Origin of the sequence: Aeromicrobium fastidiosum, assembly GCF_017876595.1 — a bacterium.
Taxonomy (GTDB): domain Bacteria; phylum Actinomycetota; class Actinomycetes; order Propionibacteriales; family Nocardioidaceae; genus Aeromicrobium; species Aeromicrobium fastidiosum.
This window is the reverse complement of sequence record NZ_JAGIOG010000001.1, coordinates 650,914-677,268: the sequence shown is the minus strand read 5'-3', so window position 1 is coordinate 677,268 and position 26,355 is coordinate 650,914. Positions and strand designations below refer to the sequence as shown.

The 26,355-nt window shown below is 72.1% G+C and carries 23 protein-coding genes, 3 pseudogenes and 1 riboswitch; of the genes and pseudogenes, 7 read left to right on the top strand and 19 right to left on the bottom strand.

What is annotated here, in order from left to right; translation table 11 throughout:
- Positions 1-15: 15 nt before the first annotated feature.
- From JOF40_RS19575 to JOF40_RS03310, 5 genes and pseudogenes are all read right to left on the bottom strand, one after another.
- Positions 16-219: pseudogene (locus JOF40_RS19575) on the bottom strand (NAD(P)-dependent oxidoreductase); the annotation flags it as partial.
- On the bottom strand, positions 216-2,759 hold the full coding sequence (cobBC, locus tag JOF40_RS03325) for a bifunctional hydrogenobyrinic acid a,c-diamide synthase/histidinol phosphate aminotransferase CobBC (RefSeq protein WP_129180084.1): 2,544 nt from the start codon (positions 2,757-2,759) through the stop codon (positions 216-218). The gene cobBC and the pseudogene JOF40_RS19575, both read right to left, overlap by 4 nt.
- The gene (gene cobO / locus JOF40_RS03320) at positions 2,753-3,367 is read right to left on the bottom strand and encodes a cob(I)yrinic acid a,c-diamide adenosyltransferase (protein WP_129180082.1); all 615 of its coding nucleotides are present in this window, start codon (positions 3,365-3,367) and stop codon (positions 2,753-2,755) included. The genes cobBC and cobO overlap by 7 nt, the downstream gene beginning before the upstream one ends.
- On the bottom strand, positions 3,367-5,442 hold the full coding sequence (locus tag JOF40_RS03315; protein WP_129180080.1) for a magnesium chelatase subunit D family protein: 2,076 nt from the start codon (positions 5,440-5,442) through the stop codon (positions 3,367-3,369). Before JOF40_RS03315 ends, cobO begins: the two co-directional genes overlap by 1 nt.
- A gap of 46 nt (positions 5,443-5,488) precedes the next feature.
- Positions 5,489-5,621: riboswitch (cobalamin riboswitch) on the bottom strand.
- 103 nt (positions 5,622-5,724) lie between these two features.
- The gene (locus JOF40_RS03310; RefSeq protein ID WP_129180078.1) at positions 5,725-6,375 is read right to left on the bottom strand and encodes a hypothetical protein; all 651 of its coding nucleotides are present in this window, start codon (positions 6,373-6,375) and stop codon (positions 5,725-5,727) included.
- 200 nt (positions 6,376-6,575) lie between these two features.
- On the opposite strand from JOF40_RS03310, the gene cbiE reads away from it, so the two are divergent.
- Genes cbiE through JOF40_RS03295 form a run of 3 tightly spaced genes read left to right on the top strand, consistent with a single transcriptional unit; the run spans position 6,576 to position 9,152 of the window.
- Entirely contained in the window at positions 6,576-7,796 is a 1,221-nt protein-coding gene (cbiE, locus tag JOF40_RS03305) for a precorrin-6y C5,15-methyltransferase (decarboxylating) subunit CbiE (protein WP_129180076.1), read from the top strand.
- Positions 7,793-8,551, top strand: coding sequence for a precorrin-4 C(11)-methyltransferase (cobM, locus tag JOF40_RS03300; RefSeq protein ID WP_129180074.1), 759 nt, complete (start codon positions 7,793-7,795; stop codon positions 8,549-8,551). Before cbiE ends, cobM begins: the two co-directional genes overlap by 4 nt.
- A 1-nt stretch (position 8,552) precedes the next feature.
- Positions 8,553-9,152 carry a hypothetical protein gene (locus JOF40_RS03295; RefSeq protein ID WP_129180072.1) on the top strand — a complete coding sequence of 200 codons (600 nt, stop codon included), beginning with the start codon at positions 8,553-8,555 and terminating at the stop codon, positions 9,150-9,152.
- A gap of 3 nt (positions 9,153-9,155) precedes the next feature.
- Here the strand turns inward: JOF40_RS03295 and JOF40_RS03290 are convergent, their stop codons facing one another.
- On the bottom strand, positions 9,156-9,725 hold the full coding sequence (locus JOF40_RS03290; protein ID WP_129181863.1) for a TetR/AcrR family transcriptional regulator: 570 nt from the start codon (positions 9,723-9,725) through the stop codon (positions 9,156-9,158).
- Positions 9,726-9,787: 62 nt separating this feature from the next.
- Here JOF40_RS03290 and JOF40_RS03285 point away from each other — a divergent pair, with 62 nt between their 5' ends.
- The gene (locus JOF40_RS03285) at positions 9,788-10,219 is read left to right on the top strand and encodes an organic hydroperoxide resistance protein (protein WP_129180069.1); all 432 of its coding nucleotides are present in this window, start codon (positions 9,788-9,790) and stop codon (positions 10,217-10,219) included.
- 3 nt (positions 10,220-10,222) lie between these two features.
- Here JOF40_RS03285 and ligD read toward each other — a convergent pair whose 3' ends face one another.
- Positions 10,223-11,158, bottom strand: a complete 936-nt coding sequence (ligD, locus tag JOF40_RS03280; RefSeq protein ID WP_129180067.1) for a non-homologous end-joining DNA ligase — start codon at positions 11,156-11,158, stop codon at positions 10,223-10,225.
- 9 nt (positions 11,159-11,167) lie between these two features.
- A complete protein-coding gene (locus tag JOF40_RS03275) occupies positions 11,168-11,785 on the bottom strand; it encodes a TetR/AcrR family transcriptional regulator (protein ID WP_129180065.1) in 618 nt (205 codons plus the stop codon).
- A 77-nt stretch (positions 11,786-11,862) separates the two neighbouring features.
- Here JOF40_RS03275 and JOF40_RS03270 point away from each other — a divergent pair, with 77 nt between their 5' ends.
- A complete protein-coding gene (locus tag JOF40_RS03270; RefSeq protein ID WP_129180063.1) occupies positions 11,863-14,838 on the top strand; it encodes a crotonase/enoyl-CoA hydratase family protein in 2,976 nt (991 codons plus the stop codon).
- Positions 14,839-14,858: 20 nt separating this feature from the next.
- Here JOF40_RS03270 and JOF40_RS03265 read toward each other — a convergent pair whose 3' ends face one another.
- Positions 14,859-15,674: an SCO6745 family protein gene (locus JOF40_RS03265; protein ID WP_129180061.1), complete on the bottom strand. Its 816-nt coding sequence runs from the start codon at positions 15,672-15,674 to the stop codon at positions 14,859-14,861.
- 20 nt (positions 15,675-15,694) lie between these two features.
- Positions 15,695-16,531, bottom strand: coding sequence for an SCO6745 family protein (locus JOF40_RS03260; RefSeq protein ID WP_129180059.1), 837 nt, complete (start codon positions 16,529-16,531; stop codon positions 15,695-15,697).
- A gap of 57 nt (positions 16,532-16,588) precedes the next feature.
- On the opposite strand from JOF40_RS03260, the gene curA reads away from it, so the two are divergent.
- Both curA and JOF40_RS03250 read left to right on the top strand, forming a co-directional pair.
- A complete protein-coding gene (curA, locus tag JOF40_RS03255; protein ID WP_129180058.1) occupies positions 16,589-17,626 on the top strand; it encodes an NADPH-dependent curcumin/dihydrocurcumin reductase in 1,038 nt (345 codons plus the stop codon).
- Positions 17,627-17,657: 31 nt separating this feature from the next.
- Positions 17,658-18,392, top strand: coding sequence for a polyprenol monophosphomannose synthase (locus JOF40_RS03250; protein WP_129180056.1), 735 nt, complete (start codon positions 17,658-17,660; stop codon positions 18,390-18,392).
- Between the two features lie 18 nt (positions 18,393-18,410).
- On the opposite strand, the gene JOF40_RS03245 is transcribed toward JOF40_RS03250, so the two are convergent.
- From JOF40_RS03245 to JOF40_RS03210, 9 genes and pseudogenes are all read right to left on the bottom strand, one after another.
- Positions 18,411-19,949 carry a precorrin-2 C(20)-methyltransferase gene (locus JOF40_RS03245; protein WP_129180054.1) on the bottom strand — a complete coding sequence of 513 codons (1,539 nt, stop codon included), beginning with the start codon at positions 19,947-19,949 and terminating at the stop codon, positions 18,411-18,413.
- Positions 19,946-20,611, bottom strand: a complete 666-nt coding sequence (locus JOF40_RS19570) for a precorrin-8X methylmutase (protein WP_129180052.1) — start codon at positions 20,609-20,611, stop codon at positions 19,946-19,948. Before JOF40_RS19570 ends, JOF40_RS03245 begins: the two co-directional genes overlap by 4 nt.
- Positions 20,608-21,486: a ferredoxin-like domain-containing protein gene (locus JOF40_RS03240; protein WP_129180050.1), complete on the bottom strand. Its 879-nt coding sequence runs from the start codon at positions 21,484-21,486 to the stop codon at positions 20,608-20,610. The genes JOF40_RS19570 and JOF40_RS03240 overlap by 4 nt, the downstream gene beginning before the upstream one ends.
- A 34-nt stretch (positions 21,487-21,520) precedes the next feature.
- Positions 21,521-21,934, bottom strand: coding sequence for a hypothetical protein (locus tag JOF40_RS03235; protein WP_129180048.1), 414 nt, complete (start codon positions 21,932-21,934; stop codon positions 21,521-21,523).
- A gap of 60 nt (positions 21,935-21,994) precedes the next feature.
- Positions 21,995-22,447 (bottom strand): annotated as a pseudogene (locus JOF40_RS03230) (universal stress protein); the annotation flags it as partial.
- A 65-nt stretch (positions 22,448-22,512) separates the two neighbouring features.
- Positions 22,513-23,241, bottom strand: a complete 729-nt coding sequence (locus JOF40_RS19890) for an APC family permease (protein WP_129180046.1) — start codon at positions 23,239-23,241, stop codon at positions 22,513-22,515.
- Between the two features lie 145 nt (positions 23,242-23,386).
- Positions 23,387-23,752, bottom strand: a pseudogene (locus JOF40_RS20325) (amino acid permease); the annotation flags it as partial.
- 216 nt (positions 23,753-23,968) lie between these two features.
- Positions 23,969-24,154 (bottom strand): YbdD/YjiX family protein, encoded by a 186-nt coding sequence (locus JOF40_RS03215; protein ID WP_129180044.1) that lies wholly within the window; start codon positions 24,152-24,154, stop codon positions 23,969-23,971.
- Positions 24,151-26,301, bottom strand: coding sequence for a carbon starvation CstA family protein (locus tag JOF40_RS03210; RefSeq protein ID WP_129180042.1), 2,151 nt, complete (start codon positions 26,299-26,301; stop codon positions 24,151-24,153). Before JOF40_RS03210 ends, JOF40_RS03215 begins: the two co-directional genes overlap by 4 nt.
- Positions 26,302-26,355 lie beyond the last annotated feature (54 nt).

Here is a 26,355-nt window from a genome sequence, read left to right as displayed (position 1 = left end):
CCGCAGCACGAGGTCGAACTGCGCAACGTCGTCCGGCTCTGCGTCACGGGCGATCCAGGTCACGAGACCGCGGGCGGCGAGGTCGTCGATCGAGGCGGTCACCTCGCCGGCGACGACCGTGACGATCGCCCCGCCGTCGAGCAGCGACGAGACCTGGCCGGCCGCCCGCAGGTCGCCGCCCACGACGACGGCCCGCATGCCGGTGACGTCGAGGTTCATGACAGCTCCACCCTCATCGTGGCCAGCAGCTTGCGGGTCGTGTCGGGACGCCGCACCGCGATGCGCACCCACGAGTCGTCCAGGCCCGGGAACGTGTCGGCCCTCCGCACGGCGTATCCGGCCGTCCGCAGCTTCTCGTGGCTGCCGCGGCCCGGTCGTGCCAGCACGAACGGCGCCGACGGTGCCACGAACGGGATGCCGAGCTCGGCGAGGCCGTCGGTCAGGACGGCCCTGTGCTGGGCGATGCGGGTCGTGCGGCGGGCCGCCTCGGCCAGGGCCTGCTCCGACGTCGTCGCGGTCATCGCGGCGATCGCCTGGGCCGACACCGACCACGGCGACTGCTGGGTGCGCAGCTCGTCGAGCAGGTGGGCAGCACCGAGCACGTAGCCCGCGCGGACGCCGGGGATCGACCACAGCTTCGTGAGGCTCCGCACGACCAGCAGACCGGGCAGGTGGGTGCCGGCCAGGGAGTGCTGCTCGCCGGGAACGGAGTCCATGAACGCCTCGTCGACCACGACGACGCGATCGGGCCGCAGCAGCATCCGGATCGTCTGGGCGGGGTGCAGGACGCTGGTCGGGTTGGTGGGATTGCCGATCACGACCAGGTCGGCGTCGGACGGCACCAGGGTCGGATCGAGCGCGAAGCCGTTGGCCGGGTCGCAGACCACGTGGTGCGGCGGGTGGCCTGCAGCCAGCAGTGCCGCATCGGGCTCGGTGAACTGCGGGTGCACGACGACCGGGCGCTTCCAGGCCCGCATGCGGGCGACCAGCATGAACGCCTCGGCGGCACCGGCCGTGGCCAGCACCTCGTGATCGGCGCGTCCGTGTCGTCGGGCGACCGCCCGCTCGGCCTCTGCGGCGTCGGGGTACGAGCCGACGTCGACGCGCAGGGCCTCGTCGAGCCACGTGGGACGGGGGTCGTCGTGGATGTTGACCGCGAAGTCGAGGAGCCCCTCCGCGAGCTCGGCATCCCCATGAAACGCCAGCCCTTCGCGCTGGGCCTGACGATTCTGCAGACTCGCCGACGGCGTGTCGGTCAGAACGTCAGGCCCAGCGGGGACGGGGGAGGGTCGGGGCGCGGCCGCCGTGGGCTTATGGGCGTGGACGGCGTCGGCGAAGCGCTGGGCGATCCGTGGGTGGCCGGCCCAGTGGGTGTGCAGGTACGACGCGTGCAGGGTGTCGGAGCCGATGCCGTGCCCGTCCCCCTCCAGCAGCCACGCCGCCGTCGACTGCTCGACCGCGTCGACGAGCTTGGTGCGGTGGAACTCGTGGCCTGTCACCCGGGTGCCGGCGACGCCCATCAGCTGGTCGGTCGGCACGACGACGGACCGGTACGACAGCGTGAGTCGCGGGCTCATGACGGCATCGGCGTCGATGGCCCCGACCATGGGGACGCCGTCGACCGAGCGGCACAGATAGAGCAGGCCGGCGCACTCGGCGACGGTCGGCATCCCCGACTCGACGGCATCGCGCAGGGCGTCGCGCAGGGGAGCATTGGCGGCGAGGCCCGCGGCGTGCACCTCGGGGAAGCCGCCGCCGAGGTAGAGGCCCGCGGTGCCCTCGGGCAGGGTCTCGTCGGTCAGCGGGTCGAACGTCACGACGTCGCAGCCGGCTGCACGCAGCAGCTCCTCGGTCTCGGCGTAGCGGAACGTGAACGCCCGTCCGCCCGCCATCGCGACGACGGGCTTGGACGCTCCCGCACCGCCCCCGCTGAGCGGTGCGTCAGCGTCCAGAACGCCGGACGAAGTGGACGCCAGTGCACCGCCCGGCGGGTGGACCTCCGTGGCCGGGTCCCAGGGCTCGACGTCGAGGTCGGGGGCGGTGCGGGCCAGGGCCAGCAGCTGGTCGAGGTCGATGCGCTCGGCGATCTGGTCGGCGAGCCGGTCGAGGGCGTGCGCCGCGTCGTCCCGCTCGTCGGCGGGCACGAGCCCCAGGTGCCGCGACGGCGCGACGATGCCGTCGTCGCGCTGGAGCACCCCGAGCACCGGCACGCCGGTCGACTCGAGCGCGCTGACGACCTCGCCCGCGTGACGCGCCGAGCCCGCCTTGTTGACGATGACGCCGACGATGCGCACCGACGGGTCGAACGCGACCATGCCCTGCACGACGGCCGCGATCGAGCGAGAGGCGTGCGAGATGTCGACGACGAGGACGACGGGGGTCTGCGTGACGGTCGCGACGTGCGCCGTGGACGAGAAGCCGTTGCCGCCGATCTGCCCGTCGTACAGCCCCATGACGCCCTCGACGATCGCGACGTCGGCGGGTCGGTCACTGCCGACTCCGGCACCGTGGAGCAGCAGCGGCACGAGCCGGTGCTCGCCGACCATGTGCGGGTCGAGGTTGCGGCCCGGCTTGCCCGTGGCCAGTGCGTGATAGCCCGGGTCGATGTAGTCAGGGCCGACCTTGTGGCACGAGACGTCGTGACCCGCGCGGGTCAGCGCGGCCATGAGTCCCGTTGCGACCGTGGTCTTGCCGTGACCCGAAGCGGGCGCGGCGATCACCAGGCGGGGCAGAGTGCGGGAGGTCGGCGTGCTCACCATTCGATGCCTCGCTGACCCTTCTGACCGTTGTCGAAGGGGTGCTTGACGTGCTGCATCTCCGTGACGAGGTCGGCGATCTCGACGAGCTTGGGGTCGGCGTGACGTCCCGTGATGACGACGTACTGACGTCCGGGACGGTTCACGAGCGTCTCGACGACGTCGTCGACATCGACCCAGCCCCACTTCATCGGGTAGGTGAACTCGTCGAGCACGTAGAGATCATGGCGTTCTTCGGCGATGCGGCGCTTGACCTCGGCCCAGCCCTCGGCGGCGTCGGCGGCGTGGTCGTCGTCGGAGCCCTCCTTGCGCGACCAGCTCCAGCCGGAGCCCATCTTGTGCCACTCGACGGGCCCGCCGACGCCGGTCGTGTCGTGCAGCTCGGCGAGGCGCTCGAGCACGGTCTGCTCGCCGATGCGCCACTTGGCCGACTTGACGAACTGGAAGACGCCGATGTCCCAGCCCTGGTTCCACGCGCGCATCGCCATGCCGAACGCGGCGGTCGACTTGCCCTTGCCCGCGCCCGTGTGGACCATCACGAGCGGACGGTTGCGGCGCTGCTTGGTCGTGAGGCCGTCGTCAGGGACGGTGAGGGGGACGCCTTGGGGCATCAGGCCGCTCCCTTCACGACCTCGGTGAGCGCCGAGGCGCTCACCTCGCCCAGCGGGACGTACTCGGCCATCAGGTGGTCGGCGAGCTGGAGGGCGAGACCCATCTTGAACTTTCCGGTCTCGCAGTCGATCACGAGGCTTGCGACGCCGGTCGCGCCGAGGTGAGCCGCGACCTGGTGCGCTCGCTCGAGGGCACGGTCGCCGTACGTCGCCCGACCGTCGGTGATGACGACGAGCAGCGGACGCCGGCGGGGATCGCGCACCCGCTCGAGCCGCAGGACGTCCGCCGTCTTGAGCAGGGCCTCGGCCAGCGGGGTGCGTCCGCCGGCAGGGAGGTCGGCGAGGCGCGCTGCGGCGATGTCGATCGATCCGGTGGGTGGCAGGGCGAGATCGGCCCCGTCGGCGCGGAACGTGATGAGCCCGACCTTGTCGCGGCGCTGGTAGGCGTCCATCAGCAGCGACAGGATCGCGGTCTTGACCTGCTCCATGCGGCGGCGCGCGGCCATCGAGCCGGAGGCGTCGACGCAGAACAGGATCAGGTTGGACTCGTGGCCCTCCTTGATCGCGAGGCGCAGGTCGGACGCCCGGAAGTCGAGCCCGCCCGAGCCGGTCGCCCTGCCGCGGGCGAGCTGGTGCGGCGCGGCGGCGCGGATCGTCTCGGTGAGGTGGATCGAGCCGCCCTGGCCGGTGCGAGGCGCGGCACCGATGCGTCGGCCGGTCTCGGTGATGGCCCGCGAGCGACGTCCCGACTCGCCGGCACCGGTGCCGCCCACCGTGAACAGCTTGGGACGGTAGGGCTGCTGTGCGGACGCGACGGTCACGTCCTCGGTGCCGCCGGCGGTCTGATCGGCCGAGCTGTCTGCTTCGCCCGCTGAGCTGTCTGCCTCGCCCTGCGCCTGGTCGGATGCGGCCTGCGGGGGCGTCGGGTTCTGAGCCTGCGGCTCGCCCTCACCGTGGCCCTGACGTTCTGACGGACTCGCCGACGGCGTGTCTGCAGAAACGTCAGGCCCAGCGTCTTCGTCGGCTTCGGCTTCGCCGTCTCCGTCCGGCACCGGCGGCTCGGGCTCGTCGTCGCCGAGGATGCGGTCGAGCAGGTCCTCGTCGATGCCGGGGGCGTCGAACGGGTTGCGGCGCCGGCGGTGCGGCAGGGCCAGACGGGCCGCGGCGCGGATGTCGTCGCGTGTGACGGCAGTGCGTCCGTTCCATGCGGCGTGGGCCGAGGCGGCACGGGCCGTGACGATGTCGGCGCGCATGCCGTCGACCTCGAACGCGGCGCAGACCTCGGCGATCTTGAGCAGCGCCCAGTCGCTCAGATCGACCTGCTCGACGAGCTTCTGCGCGGCCTGGATGCGATCGGTCAGCGACGCCTCGTCGTCGGCGAAGCGGGCCGCGAACGCGTCGGGGTCGGTCTCGTAGGCGAGGCGGCGGCGGACGACCTCGACCCGGGTGGCGGGGTCGCGCGGCGCGGCGACCTCGACCGTCAGCCCGAACCGGTCGAGCAGCTGGGGCCGCAGCTCGCCCTCCTCGGGGTTCATCGTGCCCACGAGCACGAAGCGCGCGGCGTGCTCGACCGAGACGCCGTCGCGCTCGACCGTCGAGCGTCCCATCGCGGCGGCATCGAGCAGCAGGTCGACCAGGTGGTCGTGCAGCAGGTTGACCTCGTCGACGTAGAGGATGCCGCGGTGCGCGCGGGCCAGCAGGCCGGGCTCGTACTCCGTGACTCCCTCCGACAGGGCCTTCTCGAGGTGCAGCGAGCCGAGCACGCGGTCCTCGGTGGCACCGACGGGCAGCTCGACGAGACGGACGGGGCGCGTCTCGACGTCCGCGTCAGGGGCGAAGGGGCCGTCGGGCGAGAGCGGTCGTGCCTCGCGGGGATCGGACGAGAACCGGTCGCCGGCGATGACGTCGATCGGCGGCAGGATCGAGGCGAGGGCGCGCACCATCGTCGACTTGGCGGTGCCCTTCTCGCCGCGCACCAGTACGCCACCGATGGCCGGCGAGATCGTGGAGAGGGTCAGGGCGAGCGCCATGTCGTCGGATCCGACCACGGCGCTGAAGGGGTAGTGCTGTGGCATGTGGGGCTCCCGCTCGTCTGCCGACGTCCGCCGGACGCGGTTGCGTCCGCCGGTCAGGCGCGAGGCCGGTCTTCGGACTTCCGAGGTCTGTGCCTCGGTCACCGCAGCGGGCCCTGTGCCGGATTCTCACCGGCTTCCCGATTCTCCCCTCGCGGGGCACCTCGAGCCTTCTGCTCGCAAGGGTAACGGTCGCGGTGCGTCCATGCGCCCACCCGGGAGGTGGATCTGCAACCGTCTCAGCGCCGACACGGTTGCGGATCCACCTCCTGCTGCGGCGCGGGACTAGGCGTCCCCGGCGCTGCTGCGCCCCCGCTCGTGGGCGTCCATGCGCTGGGAGGTGCCGAGATCGAAGACGGCGACGCCGATCGTGAACGCGACGTAGGTGCCGATCGCGGGCCAGAACAAGCCGACGTCGCTGGGCCAGCTCGCGTCGGCGACGACGTCGTTGGCCACCCCGCCCAGCGCCCAGTAGACGGTGGCACCGGCGAGGGCGTACGCGGTCGCCCACGGGCGCAGCCGCCTGAGACGGTGGACGGCCTCGGTGCTGAACGGGCCGTCGTCCCGCGTGCCCTCGACGACCCGCCGCAGGCCGATCAGGCAGGCCAGGGCGGCCAGGACGATCGGGAGGGGTCGCACGTCGACGAGCGCCTGCACCAGGCGCGGGTGACCGAGGGCGTCGTAGGGGCGGCAGACGGTCTCGCGGTCGGTGGCGCGCAGGAGCGATCCGTCCCGCGCGAAGTCGTCCTCGGTCATGCGGTCGTCGGACCCGATCGTGACGCACGCGTGCTCGCGCATCGTGCCGTCCTCGGTCCCCCCAGTGCCGGCGATCACGGCGAAGCCGATGAATGCCACCGAGACCGTGGCGAGGACGAGGGCAGCCGTCACCAGCGACGCCATGAAGCCCCAACGGGAGACGGCCTTGTTGGGCTGCATGCCAGCAGAGTAGGCGAGTCGGTGGCCCCGAGGCTCACCGATCTTTCTGCGTTCGCGGTGCCCTGGCTGCAGGAACGTCGAAACATTCCGTCCGAGGACGACTGATCTTTCTGCGTTGACGCGGCTCCGGCTACCGGAACGCCGAAAGATGGGTCCCCCCGGTCGGCGACATCCTGTCCGGCCGAAGCGGGATATCGTCGATGCCTGTGAGCACACGGGTGACGGTCGTCGGTATCGGCGCGGACGGCTGGAGCGGTCTGTCCGCGGCGGCGCGGGAGCTGGTCGACGGCGCGGCGGTCGTGCTGGGCGGCGAGCGACACCTGGCGATGCTCCCCGACGTGCCGGAGCAGATCCGCCAGGCCTGGCCGTCACCGCTGCTGGAGGCGCTGCCGCCGCTGCTGGCGCAGTTCGACGGCTACGACGTCGTCGCCCTGGCCTCCGGCGACCCCCTCGTGTCGGGCATCGCGACGACGCTGGTCGACCTGCTGGGCAAGGACGCCGTGACGGTCGTCCCGGCGCTGTCGTCGGTCGCGCTCGCCCGGGCCCGCATGCGGTGGTCGGCGGAGTCGACCGAGGTCGTGACGCTCGTGGGCCGCGACCCGCACCTCGTGGCACGCTCGCTCGCCCCCGGGCTGCGGCTGCTGGTGCTGTCGTCCGACGGGTCCACGCCGGCCGAGGTCGCCGCGCTGCTGACCGCGGCCGGCTATGGCGGCAGCCCCATGACGGTGCTGTCAGACCTGGGATCGGCCGACGAGGCCCGGGTCGACGGGGTCGCCGCCTCCTGGCGCGACGAGGCGATGCCCGCCCTCAACGTCGTCGCGGTCGAGCTGGTCAGCTCGGGTGCGCGGCCCCTGGGCTTCGTCGCGGGACTGCCCGAGGACGCCTTCGAGCACGACGGACAGATCACCAAGCGGGACGTCCGCGCGTCCGCCCTCGCGCGGCTGGCCCCCGTGCCCGGGCAGCTGATGTGGGACGTCGGTGCCGGTGCCGGATCGGTCGGCATCGAGTGGCTCCGCGCCCACCCGACGTGCCGGGCGATCGCGATCGAGGCCCGCGACGACCGGGCCGGGCGCATCGTCCGCAACGCCGCGACCCTCGGCGTCCCGGCCTTGCGGGTCGTCACGGGCCGCGCGCCCGAGGCGCTCGAGGGCCTCGAGGCGCCGGACGCGATCTTCATCGGAGGGGGTGCCACCGAGGACGGCCTGCTCGATGCCTGCTGGGACGCCCTGCTGCCGGGCGGACGACTCGTCGTCCACGGCGTCACCCTCGAGACCGAGGCGCTGCTCGCCCACCGCTACGCGACACTGGGCGGCGAGCTGACCCGCCTGCACGTCGAGCACGCAGCCCCCATCGGCACCTTCACGGGATGGACGCCCGCGCGCGCCGTCATGCAGTGGGCCGTCACCAAGGCACCCGCGTGACCGTCCACTTCGTCGGTGCGGGGCCGGGTGCCGCCGACCTGCTGACGCTGAGGGCGGTCGCGCTGCTCAACCGGGCGGACGTCTGCGTGTACGCCGGCACCTACATCGACGAGGCCGTGCTGGGGCACTGCCCCGCAGGTGCCGACCTCGTCGACACGCAGGACCTCGATCTCGACCAGATCACCGCCCGTCTCGTCGACGCCCACGCCGCGGGTCTGGACGTCGTCCGGCTGTGCTCGGGAGATCCCTCGATCTACTCGGCGATCCACGAGATGACCCGCCGGCTCGACGCGCACGGCGTGCCGTGGGACGTCACCCCCGGCGTCCCGGCCTACGCCGCCGCAGCCGCCCTGCTGGGGGCTGAGCTGACGGTGCCGGAGGTCGTCCAGTCGGTCGTGCTGACCCGCACCCAGGCGCGGTCGACCGCGATGCCCGAGGGGGAGTCGCTGGCCCACTTCGCCGCGTCGGGCGCGACCCTCGTGCTGCACCTCGCGATCACGCGCACGCGGGTGCTCGCCGCCGAGCTCGCCGGGTCGTACGGCACCGAGTGCCCCGTCGCGGTGGTCGCCAATGCGAGCCAGCCGAGCGAGGTCGTGCTGCGCGGCACGCTCGGCGACATCGCCGACCAGGTCGAGGCTGCGGGGCTGCGTCAGGCGGCCGTCATCCTCGTCGGACGGGCGCTCGCCCCGGACGTCCGCGGCTCCGAGTCGTACCTCTACGACCCGGCGCGGGATCGCTCGCAGAAGCTGCGCTGACGTGGAGCCGCTCGAGCTGTCCTTCGCCCCGGACGTCCGCGTGGCCCGCTGGATCTGCCTGGGCTGCCTCGTCGTGGGGCTCATCGCCCTGGCCTGGGTCGTGCTGGGCGATCCGACGGCGAACGGCAACGGCAACGCGGGCGTGGTGGCGGCATGGATCGGTGCCGCGTTCTTCGGAGGGTTCGGCGCGCTCGGCCTGTGGGGCCTGCGCGGAGCCGGACGCTCGTCGCTGCGCATCGACACGACCGGGATCACCACCTCCACGGGGCGCGGGACGGTGCTCGTCTCGTGGGGCGAGCTGGCAGCGGTCGACCTGTGGGTCAGCGTCCGATCCGCGATCCGCAACGACGTCGTCGACCCGAAGGCGCTGCGCACCAAGATCCGCATCCGGGTGCGGCTGGCGCCCGCGACAGAGAACTTCGGCGGTCGCCCCGACCTGCGTCCGTTGCTGCCGCTGATCGGTGCCGATCCGTTCACCCGCGCCATCGGCGTCCCGCCGCCAGTGCTCAGCGCGAGCGAGGACGTCGCCGAGGTCGACCGCATCGCGCAGGCTCTGCAGCACTTCGGCGGTGGGCGGTTCCGCGGGGTCACCCGTCCCTGAGGCCTACCGCCCGATGATGGAGCGTCCCCCAGCGACCAGGTCGTCCGCGACCTGCTCGGGGGCGCGGCCGAGGTAGCCCGACACCATCGCGCCGTCGCGCAGCATCATGATCTGCTCGGCGCGGGTGCCGGCGTGATCGACGCCGAGCTCGTCGAGCAGCTCGTGCACCTGGCCGGTCAGCCAGGCGCGGTGCCCCTGGATGATCGCGGTGCCGGGGTGCTCGGGGTCGGAGATCTCGGCGGCGGCGTTGATGAACGGGCAGCCGCGGAAGCCGGGTGTGCAGCTGGCGGCACCGACCTGGTCGGCGTACCACCGCAGGACGCCCGCCGGGTCGCCGGCGAGCTCGCGGCGCTTGGCCGTCACGGCCGACTGCTCGTCGTCGGCGCGCACCGCGAGATAGGCCGCGACGAGGTCGTTCTTGGTCGGGAAGTGGCGGTAGAACGTCATCTTCGAGACGTGGGCCGCGGCGATCAGCTTGTCGGCGCTGACGGCCCGGATGCCGTCCGCGTAGTAGTGCTCGATCGCGGCGTCGAGGATGCGCTCGCGAACTGGTTTGAGCTCGATGACGCTCATCATGCTCCTCGGGGTATCGTAGTAGACGTACTAGTCAGTCTACCTACACTTCAGGAGTTCGCATGCCCGAGTCCATCGCCTACACCGCCGTCGCCACGTCCGACGGCGACGGCCGCAACGGCCACGTCCGCTCCAATGACGGACTCATCGACACCGACGTCCGCACGCCCAAGGAGCTGGGCGGTGCCGGCGGCGCGACCAACCCCGAGCAGTTGTTCGCGGCGGGCTACGCCGCGTGCTTCCACTCGGCGCTCAAGGCCTCGAGCTCGGTGCACGGCGTCGACGTCGTCGACTCGGCCGTGACCGCCGAGGTCGGCATCGGCCCTGACGGCAAGGGTGGCTTCGCGCTGGCCGTGACGCTGCACGTCGAGCTCGGCGGCGGCGTCTCGCAGGAGGACGCGCAGAAGGCCGTCGAGGTCGCGCACCAGGTGTGCCCCTACTCCAACGCGACCCGCGGCAACGTCGACGTCAAGCTCGAGGTCGAGGTCGCCTGAACCTCACGGGGCCGGTTCGCCGGCCCCGTCGCGGTCGGCCCACTCCAGCAACGGCCGGATGTCGAACGGCGTGTCGTCGATCGTCGCGTGCAGGTCGCCGATGCGGGCGAGCCGCTCGGGGACGGTCGCGATCGTGAAGTCGTGCGGGTCGAGGTCGTCGATCTCGTGCCACTCGACAGGGGTCGAGACGCGCCCGTCGGGGAATCCGCGCACCGAGTAGGCCGCGGCGATCGTGTGGTCGCGGGCATTCTGGTTGTAGTCGACGAACACGTGTGACGGATCGCGATCCTTGCGCCACCAGGCCGTCGTCACCTCGTCGGTGCGTCGCTCGAGCTCGTGGGCGAAGGCCAGGGCGGCACGGCGGACGTCGTCGAAGCCGTGGTCGGGCGGGATGCGCACGTAGACGTGCAGCCCCGACCCGCCGGACGTCTTGGGGTAGCCCGTGGCCCCCAGCTCGTCCAGCACCCCGTGGACGACGTGCGAGACGCGCTGCACCGTCGCGAAGTCGCAGGCATCGCCGGGGTCGAGGTCGATGCGCCACTCGTCGGGCTGCTCGACGTGCCCGCGCCGGCTGTTCCACGGGTGGAACTCGACGGTCGACATCTGCACCGCCCAGATGATCGCCGCCACCTCGGTGACGCACACCTCGTCGACGTCGCGGTCGAACCGGGGGAAGTGGACGCTGACCGTCTCGAGCCATGGCGGTGCCCCGTTGGGCACCTTCTTCTGGTGCACCTTCTCGCCGCCGACGCCCTTCGGGAACCGGTGCAGCATGCACGGACGCTCGCGCAGCGCGTTGACGAGCGGCTCGCCGACCGCGAGGTAGTAGTCGACGAGGTCGTGCTTGGTCCAGCCGTGCTCGGGGAAGTAGACCCGGTCGGGGTTGGACACGCGCACGGTGCGGCCGCCGACCTCGATCTCGATCGCGGGTGTCGCCATGCGTCAACGCTAGACCCAGTCGGCGGCGTCCGCCTGGCCCAGCAGCACGGGGATCGCCCGCCGCCAGCGCTCGACGAGCAGCTGCTGCGATCCGTCGTCGACGAGCAGCGTCGTCATGGCAGACCCCGTCAGCAGGTCGATCGTGAACTGGACGACGGTCGGCACCCGCGGGTCGGTGTCGGCGACGAGGGTCGTCACGGCCCGGTGCACCGCCTCGAACACGGTGCGCTCGACGGGCACGAGGGCTGAGCGCAGGTCGGGGTCGGTGCGCGCCGCGACCCACAGCTCGAGCACCGCGAGGAAGGCCGGGCTCTGCAGGTCGCGCCAGACGAGGTCGACGGCGGCGTCCCAGCCCGAACCGTGTGGGCGGGCGGCTCCGTCGGCGTCTGACAGCACGTGCAGCCGGCGACTCGCGACGTCCTCGACCACCGCGACCAGCAGGGACGCCCGGTGCGGGAAGTGGTGCAGCAGCGTGCCTCGGGCGACGCCGGCGCGCTCCTGGACCCGCGAGATCGTCGTCGCCGCGTAACCGAGCTCGAGCAGCGAGGCGACCGTCGCATCGATGATCCTCGCCCGCGTGACGGTCGACCGCTGCTGCTGCGAGCGGCGCGGGGAGGTCTGCGGCATGGGGCCACCTTGCCAGACCCGGGGGACTCGGCCAGACTTCTCACGACATAAACAGTCCGATCGTACGGAAAGTTGCCATGAGCCAGAAGAAGTCCGTCCGACGTCGTGCCGTCCAGGCTGCCGGCACCGCCTCCGCTCTCGCGGGGATGGCCCGCAACCCCGAGACCCGCAAGGCGCTGCTGGCGGGGCTTCCTTTCGACAGGCTCAAGGGGCGGGGTGCGGCTGAGGGGCGGGGCGCGGCTGCCGAGGCGGCCGTGGACGTCCCCGCGCCCGAGGGGCTCGAGGAGTTCGGACGACGCAGCGTCTCGGTCGCGTCCTCGCCGACGGCACCGATGCAGCTGGCCGAGGCGCTGCACGACCTCGGGCGTCTGCCCGAGTGGTTCGCCCTGCACTCCGCGTGGCGCGGCGATCCGCCCGGTGTGGTCTCGACAGGCGACACGTTCGCCCAGCAGATCCTGCTGATGGACATCCCCGCGGAGGTCCGCTGGACGGCCATGGCCGTCACCGATCAGGGACTCGCGCTGCGAGGCACCGGTCCCATGGGCATCGTGCTCGGCCTGTGGTGCTCCGTCGTTGCCGACGGAGCCGGTTCGACCGTCCGCGTCGACGTCGGCCTCGACGGGCCCCCGCTGCGAGGTCCGATCGGCACGACCGTCGTGCGCAGCATCGACACCGCGCTGGCCGATTCCGTCCGACGGCTGGCTGCCCTGGGCTCGGCCGGCTCTCGTCCGACGTGGACCGTCCGCGACGAGCCCGTGCTGCACGTCGCGAGCGGCCGGCTGCTCGACCCGACGACCCCCGTCGTCGTGGGCGTCGGCCAGGTCGTCCAGCACGTGCCCGATCCCGACGGCGACCCCGTGACGCTGGCCGCTCGGGCGCTGCGAGCCGCCGCCGACGACTCCGGCGCGGGGGAGCAGCTGCTGCGTGCGGCCGATGCGGTCTACGCCGTCCCGAGCGCCTCGTGGACGTACCGCGACCAGGCGGCGCTGCTGGCCGAGGCGGTCGGCGCGACGCCCGACGAGCGCGTGCAGTCGACGCCCTACGGCGGCGACGGATCTCAGCTGCTGGTCAACGAGGCGGCCGCCGCCGTCGCGTCCGGCCGGTCGCGCATCGTGCTGGTGGCCGGCGCGGAGGCAGGCTCGACCCTCGCCGCGTTGCAGAAGGACGGCCGCAGCCCCGACTGGCCCGAGCAGCCCGACGACGCGGCACCCGACCGGGTCGTGGGCGACGACCGGGTCGCCAACCACGAGGCCGAGACCGCGGTGGGTCTCGGCGCTCCGGTGTTCATGTACGCCCTGATGGAGTCGGCCGTGCGCCGACGTCTCGGCCACGACGTCGCGACGCACCGGGCCGCGATCGCCGGGCTGTGGTCGGGCTTCTCGCGCATCGCCGCGGCGAACCCCTTCGCGTGGAGCCCGACCGCGGTCGCGGCCGACGACCTCGCGACGGCGACCCCCGACAACCGGGCGATCAGCGATCCGTACACCAAGCTGATGTGCGCCAACCTGACGGTCGACCTCGCCGCGGGCATCGTCGTCACGAGCGTGGCCGCCGCCCACGCCGCCGGCATCCCGCAGGAGAAGTGGGTCTTCGTGCTGGCCGGTGCCTCCGCCAGCGACGAGTGGTTCGTGTCGCAGCGGGCCGACTTCTCGACGTCGCCGGCGATCCGCACGGCCGGTCGGGCCGCGCTCGACCACGCTGGCCTGACGATCGACGACGTCCGACACGTCGACCTGTACTCGTGCTTCCCAGCGGCGGTGCAGATCGCGGCCGACGCGCTGGGGCTGCCGGTCGACGACCCGGATCGTCCGCTGTCGGTCACGGGCGGCCTGACGTTCGCGGGCGGGCCCGGCAACGCCTACGGCGCCCACGCGATCGCGACCCTGGTGCCGATCCTGCGCGGCGACCCGACCAGCACGGGCCTGTCGACGTCGCTCGGCTGGTACGCCACGAAGCACTCCGTGGGGCTCTACTCGGCGACGCCGCCCGCGACGGCGTTCGCGCACCTGCGGCCCATGGTCGAGCGCCCGGCCGCGCGTCGAGTTCTGCGCCGCTACGAGGGCGAGGTGGTCGTCGAGGCGACCACGGTGCCGTACGCCCGCGACGGTGCGCCGGAGGCGGCCATCCTCAGCACGCTGACCCCGGACGGAGACCGGGTGCTGGTGCGCAGCGACGCCCCTGCTGTCATCGCGTTCGCGCTGGACGGCGATCCGCTCGGGCGATCGGTGCGTCTCGACGGCGACACGGTCACGGTGCTGCGCCGCAAGGTCGCCGCTCTGCCGGCACCGCCGTCAGCGCCGGTGACGACCCGGCGCGACGGTGCGGTGGCCGTCGTGACGCTCGATCGTCCGCAGGTGCGCAACGCGATCGACGCCCGCACCGCCACGGCGCTCGAGCGGGCGATCGACGACGCCGAGGCGGACGACACCGTCCGCGCGATCGTGCTGACGGGTGCCGGCGGGACGTTCTGCGCCGGCATGGACCTCAAGGCGGCGGCGCGCGGCGAGTTCCCCGTGACCGAACGACGCGGCCCGCTGGGCCTCACGGGTCAGCCCCCCACCAAGCCGCTCGTCGTCGCGGTCGAGGGCAGCGCCCTGGCCGGCGGGTGCGAGCTCGCGCTGGCGGCCGACCTGATCGTGGCGGCCGACGACGCCGTGTTCGGCATCCCCGAGGTCAAGCGGGGGCTCATCGCTGCCGCGGGTGGCGTCATGCGGCTGCGCGACCGTCTGCCCCGCAACATCGCGATGGAGCTGACGCTGACCGGTGAGCCCATGCCGGCGTCGCGTCTCGCCGAGCTGGGCCTGGTCAACCGTGTCGTCGCACCCGGCACCACGCTGGACGTCGCCCTCGACCTGGCCCGCCGCATCGCCGCCAACGCGCCGCTCAGCGTCGCGGTCGGCAAGCGGATGGTCGACGAGGCACCGGGCTGGGAGCTGGACGAGGCCTTTCAGCAACAGAGCGTCATGGCCTCGCCCGTCATCATGTCCGCCGACTCGCGCGAGGGCGTCACGGCGTTCGCGGAGGGACGCGAGCCGGTCTGGACGGGCCGCTGACCACATCTTGAGGCTGCGCGTCAGTGACCCGTCGGGTCGATCCCCGCGGCGACGATCTGCTTGGACGCCTGCACGGCCAGCGCGGCCACCGACGAGAAGTGCTCGACGGCCTCGGCGCTGATGCCGGCGGCCGTGGCGTGGTCGGTGTCGGTCTCGATCTGGGTGCGGGCGATGATGCCGGCCTCCGTGATGGAGTCGTCGTCGCCGATCCAGCCGCGCGAGCGCAGGCGGTCGGCACCCGCAGCCCACTCCTCGTCGGTCCATCCGCGCAGCTGCTGCTGGCCGTCCATGGCCATGCCGGCCGCGACCGCGAGCACGTTGGCCGCGGCTCCGTCGATGCCGGCGGCCGTCAGCACCGCGAGGTGCGAGTCGCCGCGGAACTCGCGCAGCGTCGAGGCGGCGTGCCACACGGCAGCGAGATCGTCGTCGGGCACGGGGAGTGCGCGGTGACCCGCGGCGAGGGGGCGTCCGGCGAGGTCGAGGCCGGCCAGCCCGGCCTGTAGGCCCCGGGCCAGCTCGGCGACGTCGACGCCCTCGAAGCCGGGCGCGATCGTCGACCGGGCCAGGTCGAGACGGGCCGCGAGGATGTCGTCGCGGGAGGCGAGCTGCCACGCGGAGGGCAGGGCGCGGTGCACCATGCGTGGCGCGAAGCCGTGGAACGTCGCGACGACGACCTCGGGCGGCGGGGTCCCGAGCGCGACCGAGCGCGACGCGAAGTAGCCCATCCAGGAGCCCTTGAGCCCGACGGCCTCGAAGGCGGCCTTGGCGTCGGGGCTGAAATAGACGACGTGGTGGATGGTCTCGACGGCGTGCCAGAAGCTTCTGCGGAGGGTCACCCCGCCAGTGTGGCCCACCGTCAGGGGCGGGGGACGGCGGTGGGGTTGGGATACGGCACGGCACCGGCGTGGTCGAGGTTGCGGGCGATGCCGGTCAGCGCCGCCTCGACCGTGATGGCACGTCCCGTCGCGTGACGGTCGAGGCCCGCGGCGCAGACCCGGTCCGTGGTGTCCTCGATCTGGGCGCGCGCCGACCGTCCGGTGTCGGTCAGCGCGCCGGTCGAGTCGACCCAGCCGCGGGTGCCGAGGCGGCTGACCGCGTCGTCCCACTCCTCCTCGGTCCAGCCCCGGACGGTGCGCTGCTCGGCCGGGGCGAGCCCCGCCGCGACGGCCAGGGCGTTGGCGGAGGCACCGTCGAGCCCGGCGGCGGTCAGCACCGCGACGTGGCAGTCGCCGCGGTACTCCCGCACGACCGTCGCCGCGTGCCAGAGGCGTCCGACCTCGTCGCCCGGCGCGGGGACGTCGGCGTGCGCCGCGGCGAGCGGCTTGCCGGCGAAGTCGAGGCCCGCGACGACCTGCTCGAGCTCGCGGGCCACCCGGTCGACGTCGACCCCGTCCAGGACAGGAGCCAAGGCGTCGCGGGCGATCGTCAGCCGGGCCTCCAGGACGTCCGCCGGCGTCGCACGCTCCCAGGCGTCCGGCAGCGCCCGCCGGACCAGCGCCGGGGCGAAGCCGTGGAACAGGGCCGTGACGGTCGTCGGCGACGGTGTGCCGAGCGCGGCCGACCGCGACGCCACGTAGCCCATCCAGTAGCCCTTCAGGCCGAGGGCCTCGTAGCGCTGCTTCGCATCGGGCGCGAAGTAGACGACGTCGTGAACTGCCTCGATCGAGCGCCAGAACGCCCTGTTCTGAGTCATGCCCCCAGTGTCGCCCGCACCGGCCCGCGCGAGGACCGGTGGGTACTGTCGAGAGCGATGACTGACACCACGCTGAACACCCGCGTCCTGCTCGCCTCTCGTCCCCACGGCGAGCCCACCGCCGAGAACTTCACGATCGAGACGGCACCCGTGCCGCAGCCCGCCGACGGCGAGGTGCTGCTCCGCACGATCTACCTGTCGCTCGACCCCTACATGCGCGGACGCATGAACGACGCCAAGTCGTACGCCGCGCCCGTCGAGGTCGGCGCCGTCATGGAGGGCGGCACCGTCGCCGAGGTCGTCGAGTCGCGCGATCCGTCGCTGGTGCCCGGCGACATCGTGCTGTGCGGCCTCGGCTGGCAGACCCACGGCGTGCTGCCGGCCAACCAGGTGCGCAAGCTCGACCCGTCCCGCGCCCCCATCTCGACCGCGGTCGGCGTGCTCGGCATGCCGGGATTCACGGCCTATGCAGGACTCCTCGAGATCGGCCGCCCGCAGCCCGGCGAGACCGTCGTCGTGGCGGCCGCCGCCGGGCCGGTCGGCTCGGCGGTCGGACAGATCGCGCGCATCAAGGGCGCCCGCGCCGTCGGCATCGCCGGTGGACCCGAGAAGGTCGCCTTCCTGCGCGAGCTCGGCTTTGACGAGGCCCTCGACCACCGCTCGCCGACGTTCAAGGACGATCTCAAGGCAGTCGTGCCCGACGGCATCGACGTCTACTTCGAGAACGTCGGCGGCCACGTCTGGGACGCCGTGCTGCCGCGCCTCAACACCTACGCCCGCGTGCCGGTGTGCGGTCTCGTCGCCCACTACAACGAGACCGAGCTGCCCGCGGGGCCCGACCGCACGTCGCGGCTCATGCAGTCGATCCTGACCAAGAGCATCACGGTGCGCGGCTTCATCCAGAACGAGTTCGTCAAGACTCACTACAAGGACTTCCAGCGCGACGCCGCGGCGTGGATCGCCGACGGCTCGCTGCAGTACAAGGAGGACGTCGTGGAGGGCATCGAGAACGCACCCGAGGCGTTCTTCGGACTGCTGACGGGCAAGAACTTCGGCAAGCTGCTGGTCAAGGTCGGCGACGACCCGACCGCCTGACCTGCACCCGTCCTGCGGCATGATGGGTCGGATGCAGCGGCCACGGATCCTGGTCATCATCCCGACCTACGACGAGCGAGACAACATCGTCGGCATCGTCGAGCGGACCCTCGCAGCGTCCCCCGACCACCGGGTCCTGGTCGTCGACGACGGCAGCCCTGACGGCACGGGCGACGTCGTCGAGGCGATCGCCGCGGTCGACGACCGGGTCGACGTGCTGCACCGCACGGGCAAGCTGGGTCTCGGATCGGCCTACCTGACGGGCTTCGCCTGGGGTCTCGAGCGCGACTTCGACCTGCTGGTCGAGATGGACGCCGACGGGTCGCACGCTCCCGAGTCGTTGCCGGCCATGGTCGAGCACCTCGGGGCGGACGGTTCCCTGGTCATCGGCTCACGCTGGGTGCCGGGCGGGGCCGTCGTCGACTGGCCCCGCAGCCGGCAGCTGCTGAGCCGCGGCGGCAACGCCTACGCGCGGCTCATGCTCGGCATCCACGTCAGGGACGCGACCGCGGGATTCCGCGTCTACCGCTCCGACGTTCTGCGCCACATCGACCTGACCGGCGTCGACTCGAAGGGTTACTGCTTCCAGGTCGACATGACGCTGCGGGTGCTCGACGCGGGCGGCACGATCGTCGAGCACCCGATCACCTTCCGGGAGCGCGAGCTCGGCCAGTCCAAGATGAGCCGCGGGATCGTCGCCGAGGCGATGTGGAAGGTCACGGTGTGGGGCGTGCTGCGGCGGTGGCGCAGGCTGCTCGGCCGCTGAGGGCCAGTCGCCAACGGCTCAGTCGCCCTCGACCGAGCGCGGCGTCCACGCCTGACCGGCAGCCGTGACCCGCGTGCCGCCGGCACCGACCATCACCAGGCACTTCATGTCGATCGACTCGGGGTCGAGCTCGCCGAGCGTCGTCACGAGCAACGACTCCTCGGCGCGGCCGACGTCCCGCCCCACCACGACGACGGTGCCGGGGTCGCGGTGCTCGAGCAGGATGCGCTGCATGTCGGCGACCTGGGTCGTGCGCGACCTCGACCGCGGGTTGTAGACGGCCAGCACGAGATCGGCCTCGGCGACGGCCCGCAGGCGCTGCTCGATGACCGACCACGGCTTGAGCCGGTCGGACAGGCTCATGACCGCGAAGTCGCCCCCGATCGGCGCACCGGCGCGCGCAGCGACGACCTGGACGGCCGACAGCCCGGGCAGGACGCGGATGGGCACGTCGGCGTAGACGTCGTCGGCGGCGGCCTCGAAGACGGCCGCGGCCATGCCGAAGATGCCGGCGTCGCCGCCCGAGACGACCGCGACGCGCTCGCCGGCCAGGGCGAGGTCGAGGGCCAGGCGGGCACGGTCGACCTCGACGGTGTTGCCCGAGGCGTGACGGGTCAGCCCTTCGCGTTGCGGCACGCGGTCGACGTACGGCGCATAGCCGACGACGTGCTGGACGTCGGCCAGCGCGTCGGCGACCTCGGGGGTGATCCAGCGGTCGGGGCCGGGACCCAGCCCGACGACCAGCACCTCGGCCACGGGGGCGACGAGAGAATCGAGGTTTGTCCGCGCCGGCGCGGATGAATCCCGATTCTCCCGTCCCCGCGGGCGCGGCTTGGTGTCACCCGGCACCACGATCAGCGAGAAGTACGGCACCGAGGTCGGGTCGACGTCGGCGACCGGCATCCACCGCTGCTCGGGCATCGATGCGCGTTCGACGTAGAGCGCCCCGTCGAGGCGTCCGGCCTGGCGCAGCGCGGAGACGACGGCCGGGAACGTGCGGCCGAGCTTCATGATGATGGCACCGTCGGTGTCGGCGAGACGACGCGCGAGCTCGGGCTCCGGCAGCGTCCCGGGCAGGATCGTCAGCACGTCCGTCAGGCGCACGAGCGGCGAGGCGACGGCCGCGGTCGCGGCGGCGAAGGCCGGCACGCCGGGCACGACCTCGGTCTCGAACCGGTCGGCGAGCCGGTCGTGCATGTACATGTAGGAGCCGTAGAACAGCGGATCGCCCTCGGCCAGGATCACGACGTCGCGTCCCGCCTCGAGGTGCGCCCCGAGCCGGGCGGCGCACTCCTCGTAGAACTCGGCCATCGCGCCGGCATAGCCGCCGGGGTGGTCGGTGGTGCCGGTCGTGACGGGGTACTGCAGCACCTCCTCGACGACGCCGTCCGGGAACAGCCCGACCGCGATGCGACGCGCGTTCGACTGCTTGCCGACGCCCTGGTGGTACGCGATGACGTCGGCCGACTCGATGAGCCGCGCGGCCTTCAGCGTGATGAGCTCAGGGTCGCCCGGGCCGAGCCCGACGCCCCAGAGGCGACCGGGCGCGCCGCTCACTCCTTCTCCTGGGCGAGGGCGTTGATCGCCGAGGCGGCCATCGCCGATCCGCCGCGGCGTCCGCGCACCGTCAGGAACGGGATGTCGAGGTCGGCCTGCACCTCCGTGAGCGCCGCGAGGGCGTCCTTGGACTCCCGCGCCCCGATGAACCCGACCGGCGTGCCGATGATCGCTGCGGGTCGGGGAGCGCCGTCGAGCAGCATCTCGAGCAGGTGGAACAGTGCGGTCGGGGCGTTGCCGAACGCGACCACGGCACCCTCCATGTGCTCCTCCCAGAGCGAGACCGCGGCGGCCGAGCGAGTGGTGCTCCATGCCGCAGCGAGCCCCGGAACGCGTTCGTCGCGCAGGAAGCACATGACCTCGTTGTCCTTGGGCAGCCGGGCGCGGGTGACGCCGGACGCGACCATCGTGGCGTCCGTGATGATCGGGGCACCCGCCTGCAGGGCGCCGCGGGCGGCGGTCACGAGACGGTCGTGGATCACGAGATCGGCGGTGAGGTCGACCTGGCCGCAGGCATGCACCATGCGCACGGCGACCTTCTCGGCGTCGGCCGGCAGGTGCGTCAGATCGGCCTCGGCGCGGATCGTGGCGAAGGAGTCGACGTAGATGGCGCCGCCGTCGTCGACGTAGTCGAAGTGGCGCGACGGTCGTGTGAGGTTCACTCGGTCTCCAGGTCGGGGATGATGATGCTGCGCCACGGGGTCACGACGACCTCGTCGGCCCAGTGCTGGGCCATGGCGTCGACGAGCCCGCGGGTCAGCAGGCCGTCGGGGACGTCCAGGTGGATGGCTTCGGTGCCGTCGTCCTGGGCGATCATGCCGTGCGGCAGGGGGAGCGAACGGACGTGGGTGCGTGCGTCCCGGGCGTGCGGCTCCGCGACGAGCTCGGCACCGTGCCGGGGCAGCTCGTCGACGTGCCACGCCGCGGTGTCGCCCGAGCCGGCCGCCGCGACGAATCGCAGGGCGAGGTCGACGAGGGCCGCCGGGGCGTCGTCGATGGGGACGACGGGCCCCCACAGGGTCGTGCCGATGCGCAGCTGGACGTGCGCGGCGTCGGTGGCGGTCAGCCCGAGGTCGAGGCTGCGGTGCCCGACGTCGCCACGGCCGTCGTCGAGCACGAACAGGAACCGTCCGGCGAGGCGCGCCAGATCTGCCTCGGCGCACAGCAGCCGGTCGAGCTCGAGGGCGACGCCACGGAGGTCGGCCTGGCCCCCGATGCGTCCGGTCAGCGGCGACACCATGACGTTGCGCACCAGCTCGTGGCTGGGCGACGGCAGGAAGCCGGCCTCGGTCAGCGCATCGACCAGCGAGGGCGGCACGCAGCCGTCGTCGTGCTGGATGCCGCGCAGCTGCAGGTTGGTGCGCTTGGTCATCAGCACGGTGCCGTCGGCGTGCTCCTCGGCGATGCCGATCAGCGTCCTCAGCGCGGAAGAAGGCAGCACGCCACCGACCAGTCGCAACCGCACGATCGCGCCGTCGGCCGCGATCCACGGGCGGAACACCCCGGGGCAGCGGTCGGCGTGCGTGCGCGAGGTCATCCGGTCATGATTTCACGCGACGGCGAACGGTGGGTCAGTCGCCCGTCGCCTCGTCGGACGACGTCAGTCGACCCCGACCCCGACCCCGACTCCGGGCCCGTGCGACCCGGGCCTTGACCCGCCTGGCCTCGTGGTCCTCGGACGTCACGGCGGCGGTGAGATCGGCGTCCTTCAGCAGCACGGGCAGCTCGACGTCGACCGGCGGGTAGGCCTCGACCGGCTCGCCGTGGGCCAGCACGACGTGGACGGGCTCGCCGGCGTGGATCAGGCGGATGACCGAGCCCTCGACCACGGTCGCCGCCTTGGCGAACGCCTTGCGGCGCTGCAGCTGGGTCTGCGCCTTCTTGGCCGCGATCTCGGCAGCGGGCCGCCCAGCCTTGTCCCAGGCGATCTTGGCCTGGGGCCCGTACTTGACGGCCTTCTTGGCCGCGGGTCCGATCCAGCTCATCAGGATTCCTCGTCTGTGTGGTGGTGATCTGGTCGCCCGTCGACGTCCGGCCTCGAGAGGCTACTTCTTGCGCACCACCTTCTTGGGCTTGGCCCCGGGGCGGACGACCAGCACGGGGCAGGTCGCCTGGTTCAGCACGCGGTGGGCGACCGATCCCATCAGCACGGCGCTGGCGCGCGAGCTCTGGCTGGCGACGACGATCAGACCCGTGTCCTTGGCCTTCGCCGCCTTGAGGATCTCCGAGGCGGGCGATCCGCTGCGGATCTGCTGGCTGATCTTGGGTCCCCAGCCGTCGAGCTCTGCGGCGACCTGGGCGGTCGCGGCCTGGGCCGCGGTGCGGAACGACAGGTCCTCGATGTCCTTGTGGCCGCTGTCGCTCTCGGTCGCGAACGGCACGGCGGCCAGCGGGCTGACCACGGCGAGCACGCTGACCGAGGTGATGGACTCGGGGTCGGCGACCGACCGCAGGTAGCGGGCCGCCTGGAGCGACTGCTTGGAGCCGTCGGTGGCGATGATGACGTGCATGGTGTGTCCCCTTCTTCGGTGGAGCAGAGTCTCGGGTGAGGCCGAGTGATCGGTCAGGCGGTGAGGTCGGCGGCGTCGACGGGCGGCGCGCCCTTCATGACGGCGTTGTTGACGAAGTAGAGGACGACCCCGATCGCGAGGATGCCGCCGCACCACACGATCGACCCGGGGTCGTCGATCATCGTGTAGACGAGGATCGCGGCGTTGGCGATGACGCCGGTCACCAGCAGGGCGGTCGGGGCCGTGTAGTGGCGGTGCTCGACGCGCGACGACCGCAGCTTGAGTGCCGCGAGGCACACCATGCCGTAGACCACGATCAGGAACAGCACCGTGACGGTCGCGAGCCGGTCGACGTCCGCGATGACGAGCAGCAGGCACACGAGGCTTGCGGTGAAGACGATCGAGACCCAGGGCGTGCGACGCGTGGCGTGGGTCTTGGCGAACACGCGCGGGACGATGCCCTGCTTGGCCATCCCGTACATGATCCGCGACTGGGCGACGAGCGAGACGAGGGTCGTGTTGGTGACGGCGACCAGCGCGATGGCCGAGAACACCAGCTCGGGGATGGCCAGTGGGCCGGCCTGCACGACGGTCAGCAGGCTGCCCTTCTCGCCGTCGCCGGCCGTCAGGTCGGCCATCGGGGCGACCATCGCGGCGATGAACGCGATGACCATGTAGAGGACGCCCGCCAGTGCCATGCCGCCGAGCAGCGCCTTCGGGAAGACCGTGCTCGGGTCGCGGGTCTCCTCGGCGATGTTGGCGGCGTTCTCGAAGCCCGTCATCGCGAAGAACGCCAGGGCGACCCCGCTCAGCACCACGAGGGCGGGGGTTGCCGTCGTTGAGGTCGAACGGCGTCGTCAGGTCGGCATCGCCGTTGGCGAGCACCGTCCCGCCGACGACCAGGATGATCAGCAGCCCCGTCGTCTCGACCAGGGTCATGATCATGTTGGCCCACACCGACTCGGTGATGCCGCGAAAGTTGAGCAGCGACAGGACGACGATGAACCCGATGCCGACGAGGGCGACCGGGACGCCGTCGACGAACTCCTTGAAGTAGGTGCCGCCGAACACCCGAGCCAGCGTGCCGGCGGCGGCGATCGTCGCGGCCAGCAGGCAGAACGTCACGAGGAACGTGAGCGGGCGGCTGCCGAAGGCCTTGTGCGTGTAGAGCGCGGCGCCCGCGGCCTGCGGGTACTTCGTGATCAGCTCGGCGTAGGCGAAGCCCGTCAGCAGGGCGATGGTGACGCCGACGACGAACGACAGCCAGAAGGCACCACCGACCGTGAAGGCCATGACGCCGATCAGCGCGTAGATGCCCGATCCGAGCACGTCTCCCAGCACGTAGAAGAACAGCAGCCGGCCCGTGATGGAGCGCTCGAGCTGCTCGTCAGGTGCGTCGGACGGTGCTGAAGCCTGGTCGGTCATGGCGAACTCCCCCAAGGTCGTTCGCCCCATGGTTGCGTCGACCACGGATCTCCGCAAGTGGTGCGTGTCAGCAGCACCCGTTCCTCAGCAGCACCGCGCCATCGGCGCGTGCTCGACCTGGTCGGCGCGGTGCCGCTCGAACTCCCGGCGGGTCGTGGGCGTGACGCCGTCGCGTTCGCACGCCGCCAGGTAGTCGTCCCAGCGCGACTCGCCGCTGAACGTCCGCAGGTACCAGCGGACGCCGCGCCACGCGCGGGCCAGGGCGTTCATCGCCGCGTCCCGGCCTGCTCGAGCGCATGCTTCTCCTCGGCGGTCGCGAAGAAGTCGGCGGGCGCGACGATCGCGGACGGCGTGTGCGGCACCTCGGTGGTGGGCAACGACCCGGCGCGGATCGCGCGCACCCAGATGACGACGGCATTGGCGACCACGATGATCACGAGCACCGCGAACGCCGACTGCAGCACGCCGTTGGTGGTCGAGTTGGTGATGATCTGGCCCATCTGGTCCTGGTCTGTCGCCGGGGCCAACAGCTGGCCGGAGTCGCGGGCATCGCGGTAGCGCGATGCCTGGGCGAAGTAGCCGAGGGCCGGGTTGTCGGAGAAGATCTTCTGCCAGCTCGCGGTCATCGTGACGACGAGGTCCCACGCCAGCGGGATGCCCGGCACCCAGGCGTAGCGCAGCTTGCCGTGCTTGATGAGCAGCGTGACGCACAAGGTCAGCGCGATCGCGGCGAGCAGCTGGTTGGCGATGCCGAACAGCGGGAACAGCTGGTTGATGCCGCCGAGCGGATCGGTCACGCCGATGTAGAGCATGTAGCCCCAGGCGCCGACCGTGATGGCGCTGGCCGACCAGGCGGCGGGACGCCACGAGACGTCGCCGTAGCGCTTCCAGACGTTGCCGATGGTGTCCTGCAGCATGAAGCGTCCGACGCGGGTGCCGGCGTCGACCGCGGTGAGGATGAACAGCGCCTCGAACATGATCGCGAAGTGGTACCAGAACGCCTGCAGGTTGCCGCCGAACGCCTCGTGGAACACCTGCGACAGGCCGAAGGCCAGCGTCGGTGCGCCGCCGGTGCGCGAGACGAGCGTCTGCTCCTCGATCGCGGCCGCCGCGGCGCTGAGCTGGTCGGGCGTGATGCTGTAGCCGAGCGTGCCGACGAACTGCGCCGCACCCTCGACCGTCCCGCCGGTCATGCCGGCCGGCGCGTTCATGGAGTAGTACAGCCCCTGGTCGATCACGACCGCCGCGATGAGCGCGCTGATCGCGACGAACGACTCCATCAGCATGCCGCCGTAGCCGATCATCCGGACGTGGCTCTCCTTGCTGATCATCTTGGGCGTCGTGCCCGAGGCGATCAGGGCGTGGAAGCCCGACAGGGCACCGCACGCGATCGTGATGAACACGAACGGGAAGATCTTGCCCGCGAACACCGGACCGTCGCCGTCGGTCGCGAACGACGTGACGGCATCGGCCTGCAGCACGGGGGCGGCGACGACCAGGCCGACGGCCAGCAGCACGATGACGCCGACCTTCATGAACGTCGAGAGGTAGTCGCGCGGGGTCAGCAGCATCCACACCGGCAGGATCGAGGCGATGAAGCCGTAGACGACCAGCGCGATGACGAGGTGCTCCTTCGAGATCGTCAGCGCCTCCTCCAGCCCGAGCTGCTCGACGTAGCCGCCGCCGATGATCGCGAGCAGCAGGGCGACGACGCCGATCGCGGTCGTCTCGAGCACGCGGCCCGGACGGATGTGGCGCAGGTAGAAGCCCATGAACAGGGCGATCGGGATCGTCAGGCCGATCGAGAACACGCCCCACGCGGACTCGGCGAGCGCGTTGACCACGACGAGGGACAGCACCGCCAGGATGATGATCATGATCGCGAACACCGCGATGAGTGCCGCGGTGCCGCCGACGACGCCGATCTCCTCGCGCACCATCTGGCCCAGGCTCTTGCCATCGCGGCGCATCGAGAAGAACAGCACCACCATGTCCTGCACGGCCCCGGCCAGGATGACGCCGACGATGATCCAGATCGTGCCGGGCAGGTAGCCCATCTGCGCCGCGAGCACGGGCCCGACCAGCGGGCCGGCCCCGGCGATCGCCGCGAAGTGGTGGCCGAACAGCACGCGGCGGTCGGTCACCTCGTAGTCGACGCCGTTCTCGAGGCGCTCGGCCGGAGTGGCCCGGGTGTCGTCGAGCTCGAGCACCTTCTTGGCGATGAAGCGGGAGTAGAAGCGGTAGGCGATCGCGTACGACGAGAGCGCCGCGAACAGGATCCACAGCGCCGAGACGTTCTCGCCGCGTGACAGCGCGAGGACGCTCCAGCACGTCGCGCCGACGAGGGCCACGACCGTCCAGATCGCGATGCTCCTGACATTGCCGCTGGTGCGAGGTGACGCAGACGTGATGCTCATGATGTGCCCCCGAGGTGTGGATCGTGGCCCGCCGGATCGGGCCGTCTCTCACCA

What these genes read in the sequence shown, in the direction of transcription:
- JOF40_RS03235 (WP_129180048.1), bottom strand. Translation starts at nt 21,934, where the DNA reads ATGAGCTGGATCGGACCCGCGGCCAAGAAGGCCGTCAAGTACGGGCCC.
- JOF40_RS03310 (WP_129180078.1), bottom strand. Translation starts at nt 6,375, where the DNA reads ATGCAGCCCAACAAGGCCGTCTCCCGTTGGGGCTTCATGGCGTCGCTG.
- JOF40_RS03290 (WP_129181863.1), bottom strand. Translation starts at nt 9,725, where the DNA reads ATGAGCGTCATCGAGCTCAAACCAGTTCGCGAGCGCATCCTCGACGCC.
- JOF40_RS03315 (WP_129180080.1), bottom strand. Translation starts at nt 5,442, where the DNA reads ATGCCACAGCACTACCCCTTCAGCGCCGTGGTCGGATCCGACGACATG.
- JOF40_RS03285 (WP_129180069.1), top strand. Translation starts at nt 9,788, where the DNA reads ATGCCCGAGTCCATCGCCTACACCGCCGTCGCCACGTCCGACGGCGAC.
- JOF40_RS03270 (WP_129180063.1), top strand. Translation starts at nt 11,863, where the DNA reads ATGAGCCAGAAGAAGTCCGTCCGACGTCGTGCCGTCCAGGCTGCCGGC.
- JOF40_RS03260 (WP_129180059.1), bottom strand. Translation starts at nt 16,531, where the DNA reads ATGACTCAGAACAGGGCGTTCTGGCGCTCGATCGAGGCAGTTCACGAC.
- JOF40_RS03275 (WP_129180065.1), bottom strand. Translation starts at nt 11,785, where the DNA reads ATGCCGCAGACCTCCCCGCGCCGCTCGCAGCAGCAGCGGTCGACCGTC.
- JOF40_RS03210 (WP_129180042.1), bottom strand. Translation starts at nt 26,301, where the DNA reads ATGAGCATCACGTCTGCGTCACCTCGCACCAGCGGCAATGTCAGGAGC.
- ligD (WP_129180067.1), bottom strand. Translation starts at nt 11,158, where the DNA reads ATGGCGACACCCGCGATCGAGATCGAGGTCGGCGGCCGCACCGTGCGC.
- curA (WP_129180058.1), top strand. Translation starts at nt 16,589, where the DNA reads ATGACTGACACCACGCTGAACACCCGCGTCCTGCTCGCCTCTCGTCCC.
- JOF40_RS03250 (WP_129180056.1), top strand. Translation starts at nt 17,658, where the DNA reads ATGCAGCGGCCACGGATCCTGGTCATCATCCCGACCTACGACGAGCGA.
- cobBC (WP_129180084.1), bottom strand. Translation starts at nt 2,759, where the DNA reads ATGGTGAGCACGCCGACCTCCCGCACTCTGCCCCGCCTGGTGATCGCC.
- cbiE (WP_129180076.1), top strand. Translation starts at nt 6,576, where the DNA reads ATGCCTGTGAGCACACGGGTGACGGTCGTCGGTATCGGCGCGGACGGC.
- JOF40_RS03240 (WP_129180050.1), bottom strand. Translation starts at nt 21,486, where the DNA reads ATGACCTCGCGCACGCACGCCGACCGCTGCCCCGGGGTGTTCCGCCCG.
- JOF40_RS19890 (WP_129180046.1), bottom strand. Translation starts at nt 23,241, where the DNA reads ATGACGGGCTTCGAGAACGCCGCCAACATCGCCGAGGAGACCCGCGAC.
- cobO (WP_129180082.1), bottom strand. Translation starts at nt 3,367, where the DNA reads ATGCCCCAAGGCGTCCCCCTCACCGTCCCTGACGACGGCCTCACGACC.
- JOF40_RS03215 (WP_129180044.1), bottom strand. Translation starts at nt 24,154, where the DNA reads ATGAACGCCCTGGCCCGCGCGTGGCGCGGCGTCCGCTGGTACCTGCGG.